Below are 25,051 nucleotides of genomic sequence, written 5' to 3' on the forward strand. Positions count from 1 at the left end.
TGCTGGCTTTGGCTGTCTTGTTGGTCTTGACTGTCTTTGCCTTTATCACCTTGTTGTTGTTTCTGTTGTTGTTTTATTTGCTTAGCAAGTGCTAAGTTACCTTTCGCATCGTTATTTTTAGGATCCAATTTTAGTGCTTGCTCGTAGGCTTTAGTGGCTTCATCAATATTACCGAGCTGCATTAAAGCATTACCTTGATTATAATAGGAATCACTGCTTGGATCATTCGCCCACAGATCGATAGCTTGTTGGTATTTTCCCGCTTCATATAATGCGCTGGCCTGCCATTTTTCGTCAGAGAAGGTATCAGCAGCTTGCTGGTATTGCTTATCTTGATACAGCAATGCACCATTTTCGTTGCTGTTGTTCCATACCGAGGTCTCGGCCGCGTAGCTCGATTCTGGTTGTAGTAAAAACATGAAGAAAAAGCTAAAAAATAACTCTTTACGAAAACTGAATGCCGCTAATAAGGCGATTAAAGGCAGTAGCCAAATACCATCATCATTACGCTGTTCTGTGGTTAGTTCCGTCTTTTGGTTATTTTTAAAACTGAGTGGATGGTTAAATAAGTCCTTCAACTGTTGGCTACCGTGAGTTATTACTTGTACTTGTCCTGAGTTCGATTGTGCCGTGTCTTTCAATAAACGGGCATTCAGCTGAGGTACGACGATTTTTCCTTGGTTGCTCTTAAGTAATTGACCATTAATGGTTTTAATCGGGGCCCCTTGTGCGGTGCCGATACCAAGAATCGATAAGCTGTAATCCGTGTCGGCTAACAACGCGTTGATGCTATTAGCTTGATCTGAATTAATACCATCTGTCACTAGCAGAATTTGTCCTTGCTGATAGCCTGCATTAGTGAGTAACTCGATTGCCTGATGAATACCTGCCTCTGGCTTAGAGCCTTTTACAGGCATAATTTCAGGAGACAAATTTGGTAACAAGTTCAATAAAGTGCTTGTGTCTGTCGTTAATGGCGAGATAACAAATGCATCACCTGCATAAGCAACCAAGCCTATTTCCCCTTCTTTAATGCCATTAATTATGTCTGTGCTTTTAAAGCGAAGTTGCGCTAGGCGATTTGGCTTAAGATCCGTCGCACGTATCGATAATGACATATCTAATACCATTATTTTGGCTTGTGAAATACTTGCCACTGGACGCTCTGTATAGCTAAAACTTGGGCCTGATAATGAAATAGTTGTGAGTACCCAAATACAGACTAATGGTATAAAGAAATGCTTGGATTTTGTTGTTGGTTGATGTTGTGCTAATAAGAACTGCGCTATTTCAGGCGAAAGTACCGTGTGCCAACCTTTTGCTTGATCATTCTTACGAAAATACCAAGCAAGTGCGATGAGAGGTAATAACGCCAGTAACCATAATGGGCGTAATAACATAAAATCAGTCATGGCTCACTCCTTGACGTAAATAGCAGACTAAAATGGACAATAATAACGCGATTGCTAATGGCCAGTGGAACAGATCTGTTTGTGGTCTGAATTGTTGTTGCGCTTGCTCTACTGGTTCTAGTTTATCGAGTTCGGCATAGATAGCGGTTAAGCTACTTGCGTCACGCGCGCGAAAGTATTGGCCACCAGTTTGCGCTGCGATTGATTTTAAAGTAGTTTCATCTAGATCACTTGAAGGGTCTACTTTCTCTTTACCGAAGAAAGTGCGTTGATAATAAGCATCTGCGCCGACGCCAATAGTATAGATTTTAACGCCTTGTTCTTGTGCAAATTTAGCCGCTTCGAGTGGTTTTACTTCACCGGCGGTATTCTGACCATCGGTGAGTAATATCAATATTTTTTGAGGATTGTCTGCAGCATCAAAACGCTTTAACGCTAAACCAATACCTTCACCAATCGCGGTTTTTTCACCAACGAGGCCAAGTACAGCTTGTTGCATATAACCACTGACAGTTTTTAAATCGAAAGTAAGCGGAGCTTGTAAATAGGCATTATCAGCAAAGAAAATAAGTCCGACACGGTCGCCTTTACGCTGTTGGATAAAATCAGCAACAACGGTTTTTACTAATGATAAGCGATCGACCATACGGTTATTGATTTGCATGTCTTTCATCTGCATAGAACCCGACAGATCGACTGCGAGCATCATTTCACGGCCTTTTTGTGGAACTGACTGTGGTTCACCTATCCACATAGGGCGTGCAGAGGCGATGACAAGACATAACCACATTAATGTTAAAAGCACCATGGTACGAGGCTTTTTTGTTGTCGTGCCCGTCGTTGTATCAATATAAGGTAAATTAGGGAGTACTAACGGCAATTGTGGTCGGCTTGCTGTACTTAAAAAACGAATAAGTAGTGGTAATGGTAATAATAGTAATAGCCAAGGCCAATTAAATTCAAACATTACTGTTTCTCCACAGGCATAAGCGGTGTTCTTTTTATCCAGTTTTGGCAGGTTTCAAAATGCGAGGATTCAGCGATCATATTTGGTTTCGCACTATATAAATCAAGTATCCATGATGCTGAATTATTTGAAAACTCGGTAAATACCCGTTTTTTAGAACTGGCTTGTTGATCGAGGAAACTTAACCATGATTTACCGTGTAAAGAGGCCGCGGTTTCACGTGGGAAACTGGCTAAAACAATACGTTTAAGCAGATGGTGTAAGTCGTTTACCTTACAACCCTGCTGCTGTAATTGTGTTAATTCAGCTAGTGCTAAGCGGGTTAATTTGGATTTTTCGATGTAGCGAAATACAGCGTAAATAGCTAATCCAATTATTAATAATACAGCGATGATAGCTAGCCACCAATACAGTGATAGTGGCCATGTCGATACTGGCGCTGGTAGATGAATGTCTTTTAATTGTGCTAACGGATCCATGCGCTTTATTTACCCTTGACCTTTAATTTGACTCAATAATGATTCACCACTACTGATCCTGTGGTGACGAATACCGTATCGATTCATTATTTTTCTTAATGCTTGTTGTTTCATATCTGCATGTTGTTGATATTTTTGACGACAGATCGCGTTACTTGGATTAACGAAGCCATGTTGTTGGCCATTTGATACCGCGAGGCGGACATCGCCAGAAATGCTAGGAAGAGAGAGCTCTAACGGATCGTAAATTTGCCAAGCTTCAACTTCATTATGCCGTTTTAATAACGCTAATTGCTTTTGTGCTTTGTCATCAAGATGAAGAAAATCGCTGATGATCATAATATGACTGCCAGTTTTACATAGTAAGCGTAAACGAGTAAGGGCACTTGTAAGCGATTCTTTCGGCTCGGTATTCATGTTATTAGTCGCATCAACACTAACGGTTTGAGACATAGTCAGTTGTGCATTATGCAAGGTTACTGTTTCACTGAGTAATTGCATAATACCGCGTTGTTGACGTTGTGGTTTTAGCTCTTTATGACCAAAATTTCCAATGATAATACCGCCTACACGATCACTTTTATGTTTTGTCGCCCACGCTAGTAATGCAGTCAGGTGACAGGCTTGCACTGATTTTAGTCGGTATTGACTGCCAAAATACATACTTGATGACAGGTCAAGTAAGACATAAACAGGCCGCTCTTTTTCTTCACTGAATAACTTACTGTAGGTTTTACCTGTGCGTGCGGTAATACGCCAATCAATACTACGGATGTCATCACCAGGTTGGTATTGACGACACTCGCTAAACTCCATACCACGACCTTTGATTGGCGAAAGGTGACCGCCGGCCAACCGTGCTTTGGCTAAGGTTTTGCTCGCTAACAGGCTATTGGTTTGGTAGCTGTATTGTTGCAGCTCTTTTATCGAAACGTCGATTGCAGACATAGACTAACTCGTTTACGAAAATGCAATTAATGACAAAATGCGGTCAATAACTTGGTTTGCAGTAATGCCATCAGCTTCCGCTTCAAAGCTCAGTAGTAAACGATGACGTAGGATAGGGTAGAGGCAGGTTTGGATATCTTCGGGTAATACATGATCACGGCCGTGTAACCAAGCACGAGCACGTACGCAGCGGGCAAGAGAGATAGTCGCACGTGGACTTGCACCATAGTTGATCCAGCTGGCTAGCTGCGTATCTAAGGTATCAGGATTTCGTGTTGCCATGATCAAATCGACAAGGTAATGCTCGAGGGCAGGGGCAAGGTGAATATTAAGTACTTCTTCACGCGCTTGCATAATCGCTTGTTGAGTGATTTTTGTAATGGGTGTAGCCGCGTCTTGCTGTGCTTCTTGTGTGGTTAACCGTAAAATTTGTAATTCAGTATCTTTATCTGGGTAGTCAATTTCTAGATGTAGCATAAAACGGTCGAGCTGTGCTTCGGGTAATGGGTATGTACCTTCTTGCTCAATTGGGTTCTGCGTTGCCATTACCATAAATAGCTTTGGTAATAACATGGTTTTGTTGCCAACCGTTATCTGCTGTTCGGCCATAGCTTCTAGCAGCGCAGACTGTACCTTAGCTGGTGCACGGTTAATCTCGTCCGCAAGCACAATATTGTGGAACAGAGGACCGGGTTGAAAATCAAAGGTGCCGGTTTCGGCGCGATAGATATCAGTACCGGTTAAATCTGCAGGCAGTAAATCGGGCGTGAATTGAATACGATGGAAATTGGCTTCTAAACTATCTGCCAGTGCTTTTACTGCACGTGTTTTGGCCAATCCGGGTGGACCTTCTACTAAGATGTGACCATCTGCTAGTAACGCGATTAATAAATTGTCGACAAGTTTTGCTTGTCCAAGAATTTGGCTGTTAAGATAGCCGCGTAATTGATTAAAGTTTGATTTTGGCATAATTATCTATCGTATAAAGTTAATATAAACACTACTTTACCGACAATGTGTTGACTGTAAAAGTTCAAACTTATTTTATATAAAAATTTTATAAAATGTTTTTACAGAACTTTACTGGTAATGACTATTTTATAGTGCGGATGGGAGTAATATATCTACAGATATTTTCTCTTTAGGTTGATATGACTACTATTAAGCATTATTTTTTCACACAATATTTTCTTTTGGATCACATATCTAAGATGAAAGACTCAATTTTCAAACTAATGTTTGAATATTGTGACCAAAAGGTTAATATTGACTTAATTTTATGAGGTCTGACCTCTTTTTACTTAACGGAATGAGGATAAGTGATGGCTAAACCACAAAGCCTAACCACCCGCAACGGCGATCGTATCGCGGTGGTCACTGGATTACGTACCCCGTTTGCTAAACAAGCAACAGCGTTTCATGGGGTTCCAGCATTAGATTTAGGCAAAATGGTTGTTAATGAGATGCTTACTCGTAACGACATTGACCCTAAAATTGTTCAGCAAGTTGTATTTGGACAAGTTGTTCAAATGCCTGAAGCGCCAAACATTGCGCGTGAAATCGTATTAGGCACTGGCATGGACATCGGCACCGATGCATACAGTGTATCACGTGCATGTGCGACAAGTTTCCAAGCTATTTCAAATGTTACCGAGTCTATCATGGCTGGTTCTATTGATTGTGGTGTTGCTGGTGGTGCAGATTCATCTTCAGTCGTGCCAATTGGCGTATCTAAAAAGCTTGCTCATCAGTTAATTAACTTAAGCAAAGCAAAAACGACTAGTGATAAATTAAAAATTGCCCGTCAGCTAAGCTTGAAAGATTTATTGCCTGTCGCACCTGCGGTTGCAGAGTACAGTACGGGTTTGACTATGGGTCAGACAGCAGAACAAATGGCTAAGTCTTATAACATCTCGCGTCAAGCGCAGGATGAACTTGCTCATCGTTCTCACTCTCTGGCTGCTAAAGCTTGGGAAGAAGGGAAGCTAAAAGACGAAGTAATGACGGCTTATCCAGAACCAATGAAGTCATTTATTGCTGAAGATAACAACATTCGTAAAAATTCAACAGTTGAAGGTTATGCGAAACTACGTCCTGCATTTGACCGTAAACACGGTACTGTAACTGCAGCAACAAGTACGCCACTTACAGATGGTGCGGCTGCGGTATTATTAATGAGTGAAAGCCGCGCGAAAGAACTTGGTCTAGAAGTACTCGGTTATATTCGCAGTTATGCTTATGCTGCTGTGCCTGCTGATGTTGATGGTCTAATTGGTCCATCATATGCGATACCTGAAGCGTTAGACCGTGCAGGTATTAAATTTGACGACTTAGCACTATTTGATATGCATGAAGCATTTGCTGCACAGACATTAGCAAACCTAAAATGTCTAGAGTCAGATACGTTTGCACAGGAAAAATTAGGTCGCCCAGAGCGCGTTGCTAATATCGATGAAAGTAAGTTCAACGTACTGGGTGGTTCACTTGCATATGGTCACCCATTTGCAGCGACTGGCGCACGTATGATCACGCAAACATTGCATGAATTGAAACGTCGTGGTGGTGGTCTAGGGTTAACGGCGGCATGTGCTGCTGGTGGTCTAGGTGTAGCAATGATTGTGGAGAGTGCGTAATGAGTCAGCAAGATAAAACATTTTCACTTGAGATCCGTGAAGATAAGATTGGCGTTCTAACAATGGACGTACCCGGCGAAACGATGAACACTTTACGTGCGGAGTTCGCTGATGAAATTTCTGATTTGATGAAAGAAATTAAATCAAATTCAGACCTACAAGGTTTAGTACTGATCAGTGGCAAAAAAGATAGCTTTGTTGCTGGAGCTGACGTGACTATGATTGATGCGTGTGAAACGGCTGCAGATGCAGAGCAGTTATCACTTGAAGGTCACCGTGTTATGGGTGAACTGGAATCATTAAATATTCCTGTTGTTGCAGCTATTCACGGCCCTTGTTTGGGTGGTGGTTTAGAACTTGCTCTTGCTTGTCATATCCGTGTTTGTACAGAAAGTACAAAGACAGTATTAGGTGTACCTGAAGTGATGCTAGGTCTATTACCTGGTAGTGGTGGTACACAGCGTCTACCACGTCTAATCGGTGTGGCTAAGTCTCTTGATTTGATGTTAACAGGTAAACAAGTACGTGGTAAACAAGCGCTTAAAATGGGACTTGTTGACGATGTAGTGCCTGAAACAGTACTGCTTGAAGTGGCTGTTAAGTTAGCTAAAAAAGGTAAGATCCAACGTCACCTCAAACGTGATTTAACTAGCAAGCTACTAGAAACAAACAAAATTGGTCGTAACATCATGTTCGATCAAGCTAAAAAACAAACGCTTTCTAAAACCCGTGGTAATTATCCTGCACCAGAAGCAATTCTAGAAGTGGTTAAAGTTGGTCAAGAAAAAGGTTTTGAAGCAGGTTTAAAACTTGAAGCAAAACGTTTTGCAGAGCTTGCAATGACATCTGAATCAGCATCACTGCGTGGCATTTTCTTTGCGACAACAGAGATGAAGAAAGAAGATGGCGTTGAAGGTGTTGCACCGAAGAAAGTGAAAAAAGCAATCGTACTTGGTGGTGGCTTAATGGGTGGCGGTATCGCTAACGTTACTGCAACCAAAGCGAAAGTACCTGTGCGTATTAAAGATATTGCACCACAAGGTCTGCTTAACGCCCAAAAATACACGTATGACATTCTAAATAAGAAAGTTAAACGTCGCTTTATGTCGAAAGCCGACATGCAAAGTCAACTGGCTATGATCACAGGTACAACTGAGTACACTGGTGTGAAGAGCGCTGACATTGTTGTTGAAGCGGTATTTGAAGATCTTAAATTGAAGCACAAAATGGTGGCAGATATTGAAGCTAATTGTAACGAAAATACAATTTTCGCATCAAACACGTCTTCTTTACCTATTACTCAGATTGCTTCTGAAGCGAAGCGTCCTGAAAATGTAATCGGTCTGCATTACTTCAGTCCAGTGGACAAAATGCCACTTGCAGAGATCATTACGCATGAAGGTACGTCTGACCAAACTATCTCAACAACGGTTGAATTTGCGCGTAAGCAAGGCAAAACACCTATCGTTGTTAAAGATGGTGCTGGCTTCTATGTAAACCGTATTCTTGCGCCTTACATGAACGAAGCTGCACGTATCATTTTAGAACAAGAACCTATTGAAGCCGTTGATAAAGCATTAGTTAACTTTGGTTTCCCTGTTGGTCCTGTAACACTTCTTGATGAAGTCGGTATCGATGTTGGTGCTAAGATCGGTCCAATCTTAACGAAAGAGCTAGGTAGCCGTTTTGAAGCGCCTGCTGCGTTCGATAAGCTACTGGCTGATGATCGTAAAGGTCGTAAGAACGAAAAAGGTTTCTACCTATATGGTAAGAAAGCGAAGAAAGGTAAGAAGCAAGTTGATGAATCTATCTACAAGCTATTTAACCTGAAACCTGAAGCTAAAATGGATCCGAAAGCAATTGCAGAACGTGCAGTATTATTAATGCTGAACGAAGCGGCACGTTGTCTTGATGAAGGTATCTTACGTAGTGCGCGTGATGGTGACATTGGTGCAATCTTTGGTATCGGTTTCCCTCCTTTCTTAGGCGGTCCATTCCATTACATGGATTCAATTGGTATTGCTGAACTTGTTGACAAGCTAGAACGTCATCAAGATAAATACGGTGAGCGTTTTGCACCGTGTGAATCGCTTATAGCAATGGCAAAAGAAGATAAAAAATTCTATAACTAATTGCGTGATGCATTAGCTTATTAAATTTAAAAGCGGCGTTAGATGTAAATCTAACGCCGCTTTTTTGTTTTAAGTGCACTCATTTAATACAAGATTAATGACTATCACCAGTTATTGGATTAACAGTCGTATCACCATTAGCACTGACCGTAATATTAATACCTTTACCGTCGGGATTGTAACGAATCGTATTATCTGCCGTGATAGTGCCGTTAGCGCGAAAGATAATGACAGAGGTAAGACCTGTAACTGATAAGTTTGAATCACTGTCAGTATCTATCGTTGTTCTATTAACGACTTCAGCTGCAACCGCTGTGCTCGTTGCTAGGGTAAGAACATTATCTGCAGCTGTCATATATAAAGGACGGTTATGGGCAATAGCAGTATTTTTGGCATAACTAAGCGCGCTATTAATCAATGTGGTCGCGTCGTCTATACGGCTTTGTTGTATGGTATTTTGGTAACTGGGAACGCCAATGCCAATGAGTATGGCAAAGATAGCGATAGTGATCATTAATTCGATGAGTGTGAAACCCAATGATTTTTTCATTCTTACACATCCTTGTTAAAGAAAACAATAGATTAACATGATAACAAGGATCAAAAAAGGGACCACTTTTTAGTATATAGAGTGGTCCCTTCACATTACTTTATTAGAGTCTGTTTATGACAGGTTAGATTACCAATGCACACCGCGCATGATAGCTGCAAATGCAACTTGCTCGGTACTTGCTTGTGTTGGTTTATCTTTGTCTTCTTCTTTGCCCTTCGCAGCAGCTGAATCATTAAACATACGGTAGCCCGTGTTCATAATGATCTCACTTACTTTAGGGAATAGTGAGTAAAGTACTTCAGACATAATACCGACTTTCGTCGCGATACGTTTCGGCTTACGAATAATTGCTTGAGCAATCAAATCAGCTGCTTCTGATGGAGCAAGCGTTGGTACATTGTCATATACTTTCGTTGGACCAATCATAGGTGTACGTACTAACGGCATGTTAATCGTCGTCATGTTTACGTTACGGTCAGAGAACTCTGATGCGGCACAACGTGTAAAGGCATCAAGTGCTGCTTTCGATGCAACATAAGCAGAGAAACGCGGCGCATTTGTTAACACACCAATTGATGAGATGTTAATTACATGACCTTGCTTACGTTCTAACATGCTTGGTGAGAAGCCCATGATTAAACGAATTGAACCAAAGTAGTTTAACTGCATTGTTCTTTCGTAATCATGGAAACGGTCAAATGATAAATCAATTGAACGACGGATTGAGCGACCAGCGTTATTGATTAATACATCAACAAATTCATGTTCAGCAAGCACTGACTTAACTAATTCATCACATGATTCCATGTTTGAAATATCACATGAATAGATGTGTGCTTCACCACCAAGTTCTTGGATTTGAGCCTGTGTTGCTTCTAGTTTTGTGACATCTCGTGCAACAAGGATTAATTTGGCGCCTGTTGGAGCGAGTTTTAATGCCGTTGCCTCACCAATACCAGAACTTGCACCTGTGATGATAATTGTTTTACCACTTACATTACCTTTCAGGGTCATGTCATTGACTAGGTCATCATTTAGGTTACGCTCCCAATAATCCCATACCGCAGGTGCGTATGCGTCTAAGCGAGGCACTTTGATATTAGAACCTTCTAGCGCACGTGCTGTTTCACGGTCATCGAAGCTTGTTGGGTAGTTAAGGAAGTTCAATACGTCTTTTGGAATGCCAAGGTCATTTAATACCCCTTCAGTAAGCTGTTTTACTGCTGGTAAATGGGTGATTGCTTGACGAACTGAAGCCGGTAAGAAATTAGCGATTCGAGAATCAATTCGGAATGCCGTTTTTGGTGCGTTACCCGCTGTAGCGAAGATATTAAGTACTTCACCCACTTTAAATGGTTTTGGATCTACAAGGTGGAAGCAGTTACTGTGCACTTCTTCCTTGTGACTAATGTAGTCAATTGCATCTGCAACATAGTCGACAGGGACAATGTTCAGACGACGGCCTTCAACACCGATCATTGGCATCCATGTTGGAATTGTCTCACGAATCTTTTTCAATAGTTTGAAGAAATAGTATGGACCATCTACCTTATCGATTTCACCTGTTTTAGAGTGACCAACAACCATTCCTGGACGATAAATACGGAAAGGAATTGAACATTCATCACGAACTACTTTTTCAGAAACATGTTTGGTGCGAAGATACGGATTCTCCATATTTTCAGCTTCTTCAAACATATCTTCGTAGAAAGTACCATTGAACAAGCCCGCTGCAGCAATAGAACTTACATGATGAAAGCTTTTTGCCTTCATATTTACAGATGCTTCAACAGCGTTGCGTGTACCTACAACATTCGCAGTTTCTTGTGATTCGGCATCGGCCTTCATGTCGTAGATTGCAGCAAGGTGGTAAACGTTATCAATTTGGTCTGTGTGCTCTGCTAACCATTGCTCATCAATCCCTAAATTCGCTTTAGTGATATCACCAGTAACCATTTTGATACGACTTTTAACACTTTTATGCACTCGATCCTTTAATGCATTGAACTTGTGCTCTGAGCCTTGGCGAGTTAATACATAAACTAACGCATCTTCTCTTTCTACTAGACGTTCAATTAAGAATCGACCAATAAATCCTGTACCACCGGTAACTAAGTATTTCATTCCATTATCCTCAATTAAACTGTGTTTGCTTTTTGTTAAATTTAAAGTGAGCGTGTATCACTTATGTAGTAGTAATATCATTGATATAAAAATGAATGTCAATGCTGTTCCGTTAACGTAACTTGATATTTGGCTTTTCTAACAACAGCTTGTCAGTATTTTATGACGCATTGTTAGGTTTTTGTGTTGGTAAGTTCTGTTAACTAAAAATTAACGTTTAGTGTAAAAGCTCGATTTTTTCAATCGTAGTTATACTTCGTTTTTACAACGTAAAAGTTTACTTTTTTACGTGTTATTGACAAGTATTGACTTGTGAAATTAAAAATAATGCTAATTTTGGATGGCATATTCTAAATATTATTGTTAGCTACAACTTGGTGGCAGGGTATTAGCAAAAACTTAATCACCTAAAATAAAAAAGTTATTATTTATCAGTTACTTACTGTTTAAGTGAAAGCTTCTATTTATTTGTAGGTAGTTTGGTGGGCGTTTGCACTAATACTTTTGTGTTAAAGTTTATAAAATCTCACCGCTTTCAACCTACATTATCGATGATTTTCGTATGATTAAAGTCAAAAAAATTAATTTTAGATAACTTATTTTGGTAAGGGTTTTTGACCTTTCAACGTATATTATTAATTAAGTAATAGTGCATAGTAAGACTTTAATATTAGAATATTTATTCAACAGCCCATATCTAGCCCAAAAGTATTAAATTCTAAAATTAACCTTTTCACAATTAATTATTTTTTAATTGTGTTTCTGTAATTGATAGCGCTATCATTTGTGATGCGACTAATTCACTTGTGGTTGTTTAATATTTACCTTCGTTAATAATGTGCTCGATGTCGCCAATTTTTTATTTTTACTCTTTGTAATTGTGATTATTCGTTGATTTCTGCTACCTCTAAATTTTAAACTTGGATCGACTTGTTGTTGTTCAAATTTACCGTCAACAAGATAATCAATATAATGAACGACGGCTTTTTGCTGTGGTGTTAATTGTTCTATCGTATAACCTGTCCATAGCCATATATCTTTTCCAACACATTCTTTTTTAACTCTTTTTATTAGTTTTAATATAGCTTCTAAGTTTGCTGGATAGAGAGGATCGCCACCGCTTAAGCTTAATCCTCGACGGAGTATCCGCGTATCATTCAAGTCATTAATTATTTTGTCTTCTATCTCTTGGTCGAATGGGGAACCATTGCGTGGAGACCAAGTCGATTGGTTATAACAGCCTTTGCATTGGTGTTCACAACCACTGACAAATAAGGTTACCCTTGTTCCTGGGCCATTGATGACATCAAGGTCAAAATATTGAGAATAGTGCATATTTACTTCTTAAACGCTAGCCAATAAGAGATTGACTAGCTAGTTAATTAATCTGAATATGGTTTTTTATAAATGTGTTGTAAAAAATTGATTAATTTATAAATGTTTAACGCGTCGTTTTACTTCTTCTTGTTTACCTTCATTAAAAGGACGCGCATCTGGGCTACCTAAGTAACCACAGACTCGACGGGTAACAGAGACTTTCGCAGCATCGTGATTACCGCACTTCGGACAGGTGAACCCTTTACTGGTACATTCAAACTCACCGGTATAACCACAGGCGTAACATTCATCAATCGGTGTATTAGTGCCGTAATAAGGAACGCGTGAATAGCTGTAATCCCATACATTTTCTAGCGCTTCGATGTTGTGTTGCATATTGGGATATTCGCCGTAACAGATAAAACCACCACTACTAATCGCAGGGTAGGGCATTTCAAAATCTATTTTGTCGTATGGATTAACTTGTTTCTCAACATCTAAATGGAAACTGTTGGTGTAATAGCCTTTATCTGTCACATCCGTGATATCACCAAAGGTTATTTTATCTAATTTAGCAAAACGACTACACAGATTTTCACTCGGTGTTGCATACAAACTAAATGCGTAACCAGTTTCAGTAGTCCACAGTTCTGTAATAGCTTTCATATGAGTAAGCATGGCAGTGGCTTTTTGTTGCAATCTATTACTATCAAAAGGGTGTGTTTGATTACCAAATAGTGCATTGATTGCTTCGTGTAAACCTATGTAGCCTAAAGAAATAGATGCGCGACCATGTTTGAATATTTCTAATACGTCATCATCTTCTTGGAGGCGAACACCGCAGGCTCCTTCCATGTACAAGATTGGCGCAACACGTGCTTTGACACCTTTAAGGCGAGATATGCGAGTTTCTAGTGCGCGTTTACACAGGCTTAAGCGTTCATCGAGTAATTGATAGAAGCGCGATTCATCACCTTGTGCTTGAATGGCGATACGCGGTAAATTAAGGCTGACAACCCCTAAGTTATTACGGCCTTCATGCACTAATTCACCTTGTTCTTCATAATTGCTTAAGAAGCTACGGCAACCCATGGGGGTTTTAAATGACCCCGTAACTTTTACTACTTGGTCGTAATTTAAAATATCTGGATACATACGTTTACTTGCGCACTCTAGTGCAAGCTGCTTAATATCGTAGTTTGCATCTGCGGATTTATGGTTTAAACCATCTTTGATTGCAAAGACCAGTTTTGGAAAAACAGCCGTTTTATGATTTTTACCTAAACCCGCAATACGGTTTTTAAGAATTGATTGCTGAATTAGCCGTGCTTCCCAAGTCGACCCTAAACCAAAACCAAAGGTAACAAAGGGCGTTTGCCCATTAGCAGTGTGTAAGGTATTAACTTCATATTCTAACGATTGGAACGCATCGAAACATTCTTTTTCTGTGCGTGAACGTGCAAACTTCTCTTTATTCGGGATATCCCATTCTTCTGCTAATAGGGTGTTTTTATTAAAACTTGCGGTGACATATGGCGCTAAGACCTCATCAATACGGTTGATTGTGGTCCCACCATAAATGTGGCTAGCCACTTGTGCAATAATCTGTGCAGTGACTGCCGTTGCCGTAGTAATGGATTTAGGTGTTTCAATCTCAGCGTTACCCATTTTGAACCCTTGGGTTAACATGCCGTCAAGGTCGATCAGCATACAGTTAAACATCGGGAAGAAAGGTGCATAGTCAAGATCATGATAATGAATGTCGCCAGATTCATGCGCATGAACAATATCACGTGGCAAGATATGTTGCTTGGCATAATGTTTCGCGACAATTCCCGCCAGCAAATCTCGTTGCGTAGGGATCACTTTACTGTCTTTATTGGCATTTTCATTAAGCAATGATTCGTTGCTTTGTTCAATAAGCCCTTTGATCTCGTTGGTTAGAATACTTTGCGTTTCGCGGGCTATATCGCGCTGATGACGATACTCGATATAAGCGCGGGCAATGAGTTTGTTGCTTTCTTGCATCAACACATCTTCAACGGTGTTTTGAATCGTATGGATTTCGATTGCATGTTCACTGGATACATCTTGCTGGATCAGTATTTGATGAACCTTATTCGCCATTTCTGCCGCATAATGACGACTCTCTTGTTGCACTGATTTAGCCGCTGCGAAAATGGCGTTTTGTATGCATTGAATGTTAAAAGGCACACGACAACCATCTCGTTTAATGACAAATAGATCCACAAAATACTCCTTAGATATTATACACCCACACTATATGTGGGTTAATTTCAAACATTAGACACAATATGTAGTGTATTAGGCTTTAAGTTTACTTTTTTTGTATTGATTTAGATCAAAAACAATTAAGGCTTCACTTGGATTTATCAAGACTGTATTGTCGATCAATAAACAAACTGGTTTTACTTGTAAGTTGCTTTTTAAGCGATGTTTAAACGTAAAGTGAGCAGTGGTATCGTGATGAGATAAAAAGCTTTACAAGTCTGGGAGCTTATTCTAATATCTGCTCCATTGCTGCGGAGGGGTGGCAGAGTGGCCGAATGCACTGGTCTTGAAAACCAGCAGGGGTTAATAGCTCCTCGAGAGTTCAAATCTCTCCTCCTCCGCCATCCATTCAAGAGAGTGCTAATTTTAGTAGTCTTTCTTATCTACAGTATTAAAATCAATCTCCATATCATTATTCGAATACTCGTAATAAACAATTATTAGTTGTTTAGTCCTACCATTATTTCTAATTGGAAAAATCCTATATTCATTTTCAATTCGAAAGTCTTGGCTTTGTAATTCCTTCTTAAATATTCTCTGTTTTACAGTTAAATACCGTTCCTCACGGAAATAGTGCTATTTATATTTCACTTCTAAAAAACAGATTTTCTAACCCTTATTCTGTGATAAATAAATCTTACAGAGGGCATTGGTAGTCAGGCTAACTTGATTAAGCAATGAGTTGCTTAAAGCAAGAGGAGAAATGAAAACTATTTTTGAGAAAGAGGGTTAGTGTGCCCTTATGGAGTCATTGACCAGTAAAGTAACTACAACTAACAAATCACATCAATTTAAGTCGTTAATATTAATATTCCATCCTACATTGACACTTATCACTATAAATGATTTAATTACTAGCATTAACTGAATAATAATGATTTGCGTTCGCGCTTGTGTTCGCCTCGGTCTCACGCCTTTATAAGTTAGGTAATTAATGTTCATTGACAAAAAAAACCAACGTTAATAGTTTTTATTAGTACTGCGTTATACAGTAGCTCTTTATTTGCTCAAAATTTACCAAATTCAGAATCATCTATGAATAATAATGTTGTCATTGGTACAACTGTCGTTAGAGGCTCTAATGCAATAGATGGTGAAGAAGACTCAAGAAAAGAAATTATAGATCGAGCTGAATTAGATTCTAGTTCACATCAACATGCCGCCGAAATGTTACAAGATGCACCAAGTGTTTACACACCTATTAGTTATTCCGATCCAACTGTTAGCGTCAATATGCGGGGGGTACAAGATTTTGGACGGGTAAATACTAATATTGATGGGATGCGTCAAAACTTTCAGAGGAGTGGTTATCAAGACAGAAATGGCTCTTTAATTGTTGATCCCGAATTACTCAGTTCGATCCATATAAAAAAAGGGGTTTCATCAGGTTCTGGGGGACTTGGAACAATTGGTGGACAAGTTAATTTTAGAACTGTTGATTTTGACGACGTTATTAAAAAAAATAATAATGGAGGAATGATTGTTCGTGGTGAAACGGGTGTTGGTAAATGGGCAAATGGTAATAAGTATAAATCAAGTTTTACTGCAGGCTATAAGTTAACTGATAATGTTTCAGTTATGGCTGCTGTCAGTGATACCAAAACTGGCGATTATCGAATGGGTAGTGAAGGTGAGAGTATTATAAGGCCTGGACGAGTTCAATCTGGTCATAGAATCTTAGAAAAATTTGCTGTGCCGGACCATCTACTTAATACATACAAAACAGGCTACTCAATGTCATCGTATTTAGGAAAAATACGCTGGAATTTTAGTGAAAACCAAAGTCTAAAACTAAGTTATATGAAAACTAAATCAGAATTTAATGTTGTTGATTATGATGATAGTCGAAGTGATGAAACATTACATCATTGGCGTTTTAAAGCAAATGATAAAATACAAAATGAAAATATTAATCTTGGTTATACCTTTCAGTCAGATAACCCATTATTGAATTTAAGCGCGAAAGTATATCGAGCAAATACACAATTACATGAATACTTTCCAGAATCATCAAATATTCCAAAGTCAAGCCAAGATCTTTGCATAACAAATCCTGGTAAATATTACTTTATGACGGGTAAACGTTGTTCGGCTCAGACTTCAATTTATGAAACGAACACTTATGGAATTACCTTAAACAATCAATCTTTTATAAATTTCAGAGATACTATTCTTAGTGCTGACTATGGGGTTGAATGGGTAAGTGATAGAACAATACCACGGGAGATAAATGGGCCAAATGGAGCTGCATCAGGGATCGCTTCCACACCTAAAGGCTCGCGAGAATTGGCGAGCACCTACTTAGATACTCGTCTGGATTATCTTGAATGGTTATCTTTATTCGCAGGTGTTCGTTTTGATAGTTATAAATTAAAAGGTGATGCTAGTGTTAAGACTAAGTTCTCAAATATGGATACAGGGATAGATGAAACATACTCGGTGACTAATACTGGTTATGCTACGTCTCCAACTATAGGTATATCAATTCGTCCCTTTGATTTTATGGAAATATCATCAAATTATGGAAAAGGCTGGCGACCACCAAGTTTAACAGAAACACTTCTATCTGGTGGAACACCTGCGTCAGGCCTCTCTGCAACAGTATTAATTCCAAGTCCAGTTTTGAAACCTGAAACATCAACAAATCTTGATCTCGGTGTAACATTTAACTTTGAACAACTTTTTACTCAAGATGACGAGCTAACTCTCGCTTTATCTCATTATCGTACCAAAGTGGATAATTATATGATTATGCATTTAGGTGTTATTACTCCAGATGCGAATGCTACAGATACTCTTGCTTTTGTTAATAGAACTGACCCCGTAATAATTGAAGGCTCTGAGTTGACAATTAATTATGATACTGGCTTTGCTTACGGTGGTATGTCTGCGTCTATTATTGATGTTGATGAAGGTAACCAATGTTATAACCCTAATGTTCTATTAACGCTTAAAGATCCAGTGAATAAAAAGGCATGTGGGAACACTTTTTATTCCCCTTTCCCTAATCAGAACAAGTTAACTGCTTATCTAGGTATGCGTTTATTAAATCAACGTCTCGATACCAGAATTACTATGCGCAACATTTCTGATAAAGAGGATTCAGTAAATACAGCAGCTAAGCCTAATAGAATACTGAATGGTAACTCAGGTATAGGTTATACACGTTGGGACCTGACATTAAAGTATATGGCAACTGAAGAACTAACCATTAATTTATATGGACGAAATTTAACAGACCAACAATATAGTAATTCTCTTGGTGCATATTGCGGTGTAATTCAAGCTCCAGGACGAAGTGTTGCTATTGGAGCTCGATACCAATTTTAATTCTATAAAAACATTAAGCAATCCTAATATTTAATTTCAATATTAAAAGGACATTTTCAATAATGCAAACAACCGTAGTCTTAGCTTTAGCTGGAACAATTCTGCTTACAGGATGTAATAGTAGTGATAATTCATCATCATTAAGTAATAAATCAGTTACGCCTGTTGTATCGGTTAAGCTTTCTAAAAAAGAAGAAGCATTAAAGCGAATACTCGATCAAGCAGGTAAACATACAGCTGTATCGTTATCTTCAACGGATTGGATCATAGCGGCTATAAAGAATTATGATCCCAATAATAAAGCGAAATATGAAAAAGCGTTAGCTGCAGATCAAAGTAAAACTATTATTTCACGTCAATTACTTGAAGCCCTTGTTGCAAAACTTAATATAATTCCTGCTATTGGTGCAGTGTTCTCAACAAGCTCGGCATTTGCTGCTTTAAGGTCTGATGGAACCGTAGTTACTTGGGGAAATAAAACTGAAGGTGGAGATATCTCTAACCTTACAACCCCACTCGTTAACGTAGTCTCTATTTTTTCAAATGAAACTGCATTTGTAGCATTGAAGTCTGACGGAACAATTATTACTTGGGGAAACCCACTGTGTGGCGGTGATAGTAGTAAAATTAAAAAGGATCTTACCGATATCGTATCTATCTACGCCACAGATACCGCATTTTCAGCCTTAAAATCTGACGGAACGGTTATTACTTGGGGCCAGTCTTCTGATGGGGGGGATAGTAGCTCAATAGTTAAAGAACTTAAAAATGTCGTCTCTATTTTTTCTACTGAAAGTGCATTTACGGCCTTAAAGACAGATGGTAGCGTGGTTTCTTGGGGAAATAAGGACGCTGGTAATAACCTAACCAAAAAACTGACAGATGTAGCCTATATTTTCTCTACTAATAAGGCTTTTTCAGCTTTAAAATCAGATGGTTCGGTTAAAACATGGGGAGATGGAAAATTTGGGGGGGGATAGTAGCGCATTAATGGGTTATTTCAGTAGCTATCTTGAATATATTGTCTCTATTTCCTCTACCAACTCCGCTTTTACAGCTTTAACAAAAGATGGAACCATATTTACTTGGGGTAATAAAGCTGAAGGTGGCAATGGTTCAACAATTAAAGCGCCATTAACTGGTATTAATTCTATTTATTCAACTAATTCTGCATTTTCCGCTTTAAAACCTAATGGCGATGTAGTGACCTGGGGTAATAAAGCAGAAGGTGGTGACAGTTCAACGGTGAGTGGTAACTTACATAACGTTATATCGATTTATTCAACTAATACTGCATTTGCCGCTTTAAAATCTAATGGTGATGTAGTGACTTGGGGCTACAATATTAATAGTAGCAATTCGACACTTAAAAATAAATTAATTGATGTGATCAGTATCTATTCAAATAATGCTGCATTTGCTGCCTTAAAATCAGATGGTACAGTCGTTACTTGGGGTAATAAGACTGAAGGTGGTGACAGCTCTAAGCTTAATAATACATTAACTGATGTTATATCTATCTTTTCAACAAATACTGCCTTTGCTGCCTTAAAATCAGATGGTACCGTTGTTACGTGGGGTGACCAACATAATGGTGGTGATAGTAATAGTGTGAAAAATGAGTTAAATACACAAGCTTCTTATCTCACTAACAATGATATGGATAATGATGGACTATCAGATAAAGAAGAAATGGATGTATGTATTAATGCATTAGGGAGTGGCGGTTACCAACTAAATGGTGGTTTACCACCATGTACTTTAGCCGGATTATCTGATAGTGATGGTGATGGCCTAAAAGATGGTATAGAAAAACAACAGCATCTAGACCCATTAACTCAAAGTACAAATGCTAAAAAAGCAATTGAAACATTACAACAGTTTGATTCTAGCCAATCTTATTTAGATGCTTTAGTTAAAGATTCAGGCGATATTCCATTATATTGGCATATACCTAAAACTGTAACTACTTCAAAAAAATCACTTAAATTAACTTTCAGCGATGCTTTTATTAAAACCGATTTTAATAAAGATGGTATCGAAAATAACACCTTGAAAGATTACTTCACTTCATTTGATGGCTCTATTACTTTTAGTAAGTTAAATATGGGTGGTTCATTCAATGGAACAGGTTCATATGAAGGCAGTCAATTTGGACTAACATCGACTTCAGGACCAAATGCTTTTGTGGCATCAGCAAAAAATGGCTATAAATTACAATTCACTTTTTTCAGCTCACCAAGTTTCACGTTATATGGTGAATTAGACAGCCTAGATTTAGGTGTTAAATTAAATAAATCAAATGGAGATGTATGGACAACAGATTCATCAATGTTAATTATTGATAATTTATCTTCATTTATAAATAATGGGACAAATAAAATAGGTCGTATCATTGATCGCTCTACAGGAAAAAATGATGTTCATAATATTGTATATGGATTGATGCTAGGTGAAACTGCAGAATTGGCAAAAACATTGACTAAAGCAGGTGTTAACCTTGATGCCGAGATTACAAGAGCTGGAACAATGGTTTATAATGTTAAATGATTTGGTATAAATAGTTCTGTATCTAGACAAAGAACTAAAGATAAAGGCTCGTTATCCGTTAAGATAACGAGCCTTTATCTAATTCTTGTCAAACTTGAAAACCAGTAGGGGTTAATAGCTCCTCGAGAGTTAAAATCTCTCCTCCTCCGCCATCCATTCAAGAGAACACTAATTGATTTCATCGGTCAGTGTTTTTTTATATCCCATTTTCAACATTTTTTTCACTAATCTTCTGCTAACTTCATTATTATAGCTGCATACTTACTCATCTTCTTGGGATATAAGCTTATGAATCCATGTATCTATAATCGAATTAGTTCTTTTTTTATTACCGTATCTGTTGTTACCAGTTTACTTTTCTCCACGACGATTATTGCTGAAAGCAAGGTCAGCCAAGCGCCGATATTTGCATTACCTGGTATCGATAATACCCAAGTGAATCTTGAAGACTACCGCGGAAAGGTTGTATTAGTTGATTTTTGGGCATCTTGGTGTACGCCCTGTATTCGTTCATTTCCGTGGATGGATGAAATGGTTGAAAAGTATGGTGAAAAAGGCTTTGTAGTGATAGCGATTAATATGGATCAAGAATCTATTTTAGCGACCAAATTTTTGCAACGTTACCCCAACAAATTAACTATCGCGTTTGATCCGCAAGGTGCTGTCGCTGAGCAGTATGAAATAATGGGATTGCCTAATTCGTTTATACTTAATAAGAAGGGCGAAATTGTGTATAAGCATATCGGCTTTAGATTGGCGGAGCTAGATAAATACGAAGCTGAAATCTTGTCGCTATTACCTTAGACCTAGCTGTTACTGGAGAGTTAATTAGTTGTGGAGATGACTTATGAGACGGATTTTATTGTTGGCTAGTGTATTGAGTCTGACTGCGTGTTCATCACTTGGCGTTAGGCCTTGGGAACGAGACTTGTTAGCGAAACCTGAAATGCAGCTTGCAGATAATCCGATGGAAATTGGGTTTGACGATCATACTTATTTCAGTAAAGAAGGTTCGAGTGGCGGCGGTAATTTTGCTGGTGGGGGGTGTGGATGCAACTAAAAAGAAACAGTACAATCTTTACCAATATCTCGATTACACTCGCGGCAGCCACCTGCGTACTTTCTGCGCCAGTGACAGCTCAACCGTCAGAATTCGACAGTTGGGATGTTGATGCAGGTCTGTTGATTTATGCTGAGAGTGATCATCAAGTGCAAGCCTATGAGGGAGCTCTTTCCTTCACTAAGCAAATTGATGACGAGCGCAGTATTAATCTTAAAGGCATTATTGATGTACTTACTGGTGCTTCACCTAATGGCGCGGTTGTACAAAATAAAGCGCAAACATTTACTCGCCCGTCAGGTAATGGTAATTACACTACGGCTGCAGCTGATACACCGCTTGATGATACTTTTCATGATACGCGGGTTGCACTTAGTACTCAATATCAACAGCAGCTAAGTCGCCTTTGGTTGTATTCTGGTGGGGTATATCTGTCTAAAGAATATGACTATCTTGCCTTGTCAATCAATAGTGCGTTGGCGCGTGATTTTAATAAGCGTAATACCACTGCATCTTTCGGTTTTGCTTATGCCTACGATACTATTGACCCAGAAGGTGGCATCCCAAATCCTGGTGTTTCGGTTGATGATCCTAACAACCGTTTAACGGACTCTGATACCAAGCAAACCCTTGATTTTCTCTTTGGTTTAACGCAAGTTATTGATCGTCAAACATTGATGCAATTAAACTATTCGATTAGTGATGTGAATGGTTATCAAACTGACCCCTTTAAAATCTTGTCGGTGGTTGATAGTAATGGGTGGGCGAATGATTATGTTTATGAAAATCGTCCCGATCAGCGCACTAAGCAAAGTTTATTTTGGCGTACTAAATACAATATACAGCCATCTGGCCAAGTGCTTGATGTTAGTTATCGTTATTTTTGGGATGATTGGGGAATAACCTCACATACCATTGACAGTAAATGGCGAGTTCAACTTTTAAATCAATATTTTATTGAACCGCATCTCCGTTATTATAGCCAGCAAGCGGTTGATTTTTATCGTGTCTATCTTGATGAAGGCCAGCCAATACCGGAATATATGACTGCCGATTATCGTTTGGGTGAGTTACAAACTTATACCATTGGGCTTAAATATGGTTTCCCGATTGCGGGTAATGAGTTCAGTGTGCGGCTTGAATATTACCTTACTCAGGTATCGGGTGATGATTCTCTGGCTAAAGGGACTGGTATGGCGGGATTAGATCTTTATCCAGATAAAAGCGCCATCATACTGCAGAGTTTCTATCGCTTCTAATACCGTTTTTAATGTCTATATGAGCAGGTACAAGATTTGAAAAAAGACGATCTATTAAACAAAGACAGCGCTTTACAGCAAGGCGGTACTTCAAAAAAAGCCTTTACCTTAAAACGAAAATCAGGCTATTGGCTCGGTGAGTTTACCGTCATGGCCAGTCCTTGTCAGATCTTATTAGATAACCTAGATGAAGCTCAAGCGTATAGCCTTACTGCGCAAGCATATGCAGAAGCAAAACGCATTGAACTAAAATACAGTCGTTTTCGTGATGACAATATTATTGCCCGCCTTAATAGCTCTGCTGATGAAACCATCTCGGTAGATGAAGAAACGACACGGCTTATTAATTTAGCTGATTTATGTTTTCAACTCAGTGATGGTTTATTTGATATCAGCTCTGGTGTATTAGGTAAACTCTGGCATTTTAAGCAACAAACTCAACTCCCCAATGACGCTAATATTAAAGCGCTATTACCGAATATTGGTTGGCAAAAAGCAAACTGGAATGAACCGCTATTACGTTTACCTAAAGACATGAAAATTGACTTGGGTGGTATTGGTAAAGAATACGCGGTCGATAAAGTTGCGCAGCTATTACAGCAACAACAAACGAATAGTGCATTTTTGGTTAATTTGGGTGGTGATATTTATGTCAATAAATCACGCAGTAATGGTGACGCTTGGCAAGTCGCGATAGAAGATCCACAGCATCTTGGTGAAAGTAAGCTTATGGTTAGCTTAGCCCAAGGAGGCCTTGCAAGTAGTGGTGATAGTCAGCGCTATATTGAAGTCGATGGCCAACGTTATGGTCATATCCTCAACCCCAAGACAGGCTATCCCATTACTGGTGGCCCAGCTCAAGTTACTGTCTATGCCCAAAACTGTGTGCAAGCGGGCATGTTGGCAACCATTGCGTTATTACAAGGCGAGTTTGCTGAAGACTTCTTGAAAGCGCAAGATTGCCGTTATTGGTTGTCTGACTAACTACACTGGTTTTGTGGCGTTCCTGCAATAAAGGCATTTATATTGGCAATAAGCTGGTTAGATAATGTTTGAATTGCAGAGTCTGATCCCCAAGCGACATGCGGTGTTAATATAAGATTAGGCAGATGTGCATTAGCGATTAGGGGATTATTATCATCAGCAGGCTCTTGGGTAAATACATCAACACCTGCGCCAGCAATTTGTTGGCTATATAATGCCTCCACTAACGCCACCTCATCAACCAGACCACCACGTCCCGCGTTAATCAAAATGCTCGTACTCTTCATTAGCTTAAATTCGTCACTGCCGATGATATTGTGCGTTTGTTCTGCAAGTGGGCAATGCAGTGTCAGTACATCCGCTTGTTGTAAGACAAATTCAAATGGGCTGTAGCCTTTACGACACTCATTCGCCCCTTTGCGTTCAGCAAAAAGTACTGTCATACCTAGTGCTCTAGCCAATGTTGCAACAGCATTACCGAGGCTACCTTTACCAATAATACCAATCGTAGAGCCCGCAATATCAGAAATGGGGTGGCTAAAAAAGCAGAACTGCTTTTGCTGCTGCCAAACACCGGCTTGAATATCTTGATGGTAACCGACAAGATTTCGTTTTAGTGCAAACATCATGGCTAATACATGTTCTGGTACGGAGTTGGTGGCATAGCCTTGGATGTTACTGACGGTGATGTTGTGCTGACGACAATAACCTAAATCAATGTTGTTGGTGCCAGTCGCCGCTACGGCAATCATTTTTAATTGTGGGCACTGACTTAATACCTGCGTATTTAAAATGACTTTATTAGTAATGACAATGCTTGCATCTTGCAGCCGTTTAATCACTTGCTCCGATGTTGTTGTCGCATACTCATGCCATTGGCAATCAACATCAGGTTTAGGGATCGTAATGTGTTCTGGGATCGTAGAGCGGTCGAGAAAGACAATAGTATCCATGTAAACAAGTCCAATTTGATAGTTAAGATTGATAGTTAATATTAATGATTAAGGTTGA

General features: G+C 39.1%; 19 protein-coding genes and 1 tRNA gene. 10 read left to right on the forward strand and 10 right to left on the reverse strand.

Annotated elements, in window-relative coordinates; all coding sequences use genetic code 11:
- The 5 genes from BT797_RS04925 to BT797_RS04945 form a co-directional block, all read right to left on the reverse strand.
- Positions 1-1,412, reverse strand: a 1,412-nt coding sequence (locus BT797_RS04925) for a VWA domain-containing protein (protein WP_075471234.1), incomplete at its 3' end; no start/stop codon positions are given.
- The gene (locus tag BT797_RS04930; protein ID WP_075471235.1) at positions 1,405-2,379 is read right to left on the reverse strand and encodes a vWA domain-containing protein; all 975 of its coding nucleotides are present in this window, start codon (positions 2,377-2,379) and stop codon (positions 1,405-1,407) included. The genes BT797_RS04925 and BT797_RS04930, both read right to left, overlap by 8 nt.
- Complete coding sequence (locus BT797_RS04935) at positions 2,379-2,858, reverse strand: DUF4381 domain-containing protein (RefSeq protein ID WP_075471236.1); 480 nt, start codon at positions 2,856-2,858, stop codon at positions 2,379-2,381. Before BT797_RS04935 ends, BT797_RS04930 begins: the two co-directional genes overlap by 1 nt.
- 9 nt (positions 2,859-2,867) lie before the next feature.
- On the reverse strand, positions 2,868-3,806 hold the full coding sequence (locus tag BT797_RS04940) for a DUF58 domain-containing protein (protein ID WP_075471237.1): 939 nt from the start codon (positions 3,804-3,806) through the stop codon (positions 2,868-2,870).
- Positions 3,807-3,818: 12 nt separating this feature from the next.
- Positions 3,819-4,775: an AAA family ATPase gene (locus BT797_RS04945; protein ID WP_075471238.1), complete on the reverse strand. Its 957-nt coding sequence runs from the start codon at positions 4,773-4,775 to the stop codon at positions 3,819-3,821.
- A 353-nt stretch (positions 4,776-5,128) separates the two neighbouring features.
- On the opposite strand from BT797_RS04945, the gene fadI reads away from it, so the two are divergent.
- Both fadI and fadJ read left to right on the forward strand, forming a co-directional pair.
- Entirely contained in the window at positions 5,129-6,439 is a 1,311-nt protein-coding gene (gene fadI, locus BT797_RS04950; protein WP_045109717.1) for an acetyl-CoA C-acyltransferase FadI, read from the forward strand.
- Positions 6,439-8,571 carry a fatty acid oxidation complex subunit alpha FadJ gene (gene fadJ, locus BT797_RS04955; protein ID WP_075471239.1) on the forward strand — a complete coding sequence of 711 codons (2,133 nt, stop codon included), beginning with the start codon at positions 6,439-6,441 and terminating at the stop codon, positions 8,569-8,571. Before fadI ends, fadJ begins: the two co-directional genes overlap by 1 nt.
- Positions 8,572-8,665: 94 nt before the next feature.
- On the opposite strand, the gene BT797_RS04960 is transcribed toward fadJ, so the two are convergent.
- From BT797_RS04960 to nrdD, 4 genes are all read right to left on the reverse strand, one after another.
- Positions 8,666-9,121 (reverse strand): GspH/FimT family pseudopilin, encoded by a 456-nt coding sequence (locus BT797_RS04960; protein ID WP_045109719.1) that lies wholly within the window; start codon positions 9,119-9,121, stop codon positions 8,666-8,668.
- A 129-nt stretch (positions 9,122-9,250) separates the two neighbouring features.
- On the reverse strand, positions 9,251-11,248 hold the full coding sequence (locus BT797_RS04965) for an SDR family oxidoreductase (RefSeq protein WP_075471240.1): 1,998 nt from the start codon (positions 11,246-11,248) through the stop codon (positions 9,251-9,253).
- A 795-nt stretch (positions 11,249-12,043) separates the two neighbouring features.
- Positions 12,044-12,583, reverse strand: a complete 540-nt coding sequence (gene nrdG / locus BT797_RS04970) for an anaerobic ribonucleoside-triphosphate reductase-activating protein (protein WP_075471241.1) — start codon at positions 12,581-12,583, stop codon at positions 12,044-12,046.
- Positions 12,584-12,679: 96 nt separating this feature from the next.
- Positions 12,680-14,815 (reverse strand): anaerobic ribonucleoside-triphosphate reductase, encoded by a 2,136-nt coding sequence (nrdD, locus tag BT797_RS04975; RefSeq protein ID WP_075471242.1) that lies wholly within the window; start codon positions 14,813-14,815, stop codon positions 12,680-12,682.
- 295 nt (positions 14,816-15,110) lie between these two features.
- Here nrdD and BT797_RS04980 point away from each other — a divergent pair.
- The 8 genes from BT797_RS04980 to BT797_RS05015 all read left to right on the forward strand — a co-directional run bounded on the left by BT797_RS04980 (position 15,111) and on the right by BT797_RS05015 (position 24,040).
- A tRNA-Ser gene (locus tag BT797_RS04980) sits at positions 15,111-15,201 on the forward strand.
- A 691-nt stretch (positions 15,202-15,892) separates the two neighbouring features.
- Positions 15,893-18,187: a TonB-dependent receptor domain-containing protein gene (locus BT797_RS04985; RefSeq protein ID WP_075471243.1), complete on the forward strand. Its 2,295-nt coding sequence runs from the start codon at positions 15,893-15,895 to the stop codon at positions 18,185-18,187.
- Positions 18,188-18,249: 62 nt separating this feature from the next.
- Positions 18,250-19,167: an RCC1 domain-containing protein gene (locus BT797_RS04990; RefSeq protein ID WP_075471244.1), complete on the forward strand. Its 918-nt coding sequence runs from the start codon at positions 18,250-18,252 to the stop codon at positions 19,165-19,167.
- Positions 19,145-20,737, forward strand: coding sequence for a heme acquisition protein HasA (locus tag BT797_RS04995; RefSeq protein ID WP_170860718.1), 1,593 nt, complete (start codon positions 19,145-19,147; stop codon positions 20,735-20,737). Before BT797_RS04990 ends, BT797_RS04995 begins: the two co-directional genes overlap by 23 nt.
- Positions 20,738-21,025: 288 nt before the next feature.
- On the forward strand, positions 21,026-21,541 hold the full coding sequence (locus BT797_RS05000) for a TlpA family protein disulfide reductase (RefSeq protein WP_075471246.1): 516 nt from the start codon (positions 21,026-21,028) through the stop codon (positions 21,539-21,541).
- A 43-nt stretch (positions 21,542-21,584) separates the two neighbouring features.
- On the forward strand, positions 21,585-21,797 hold the full coding sequence (locus BT797_RS05005; RefSeq protein WP_045109725.1) for a DUF4266 domain-containing protein: 213 nt from the start codon (positions 21,585-21,587) through the stop codon (positions 21,795-21,797).
- A complete protein-coding gene (locus BT797_RS05010; protein ID WP_075471247.1) occupies positions 21,788-23,056 on the forward strand; it encodes a DUF3570 domain-containing protein in 1,269 nt (422 codons plus the stop codon). Before BT797_RS05005 ends, BT797_RS05010 begins: the two co-directional genes overlap by 10 nt.
- 36 nt (positions 23,057-23,092) lie before the next feature.
- Complete coding sequence (locus BT797_RS05015; RefSeq protein ID WP_082293672.1) at positions 23,093-24,040, forward strand: FAD:protein FMN transferase; 948 nt, start codon at positions 23,093-23,095, stop codon at positions 24,038-24,040.
- On the opposite strand, the gene BT797_RS05020 is transcribed toward BT797_RS05015, so the two are convergent.
- Positions 24,037-24,993, reverse strand: a complete 957-nt coding sequence (locus tag BT797_RS05020; RefSeq protein ID WP_075471248.1) for a D-2-hydroxyacid dehydrogenase — start codon at positions 24,991-24,993, stop codon at positions 24,037-24,039. The two genes, BT797_RS05015 and BT797_RS05020, sit on opposite strands and share 4 nt — an antisense overlap.
- Positions 24,994-25,051 lie beyond the last annotated feature (58 nt).

Origin of the sequence: Moritella viscosa, assembly GCF_900120065.1 — a bacterium.
GTDB lineage: Bacteria > Pseudomonadota > Gammaproteobacteria > Enterobacterales > Moritellaceae > Moritella > Moritella viscosa.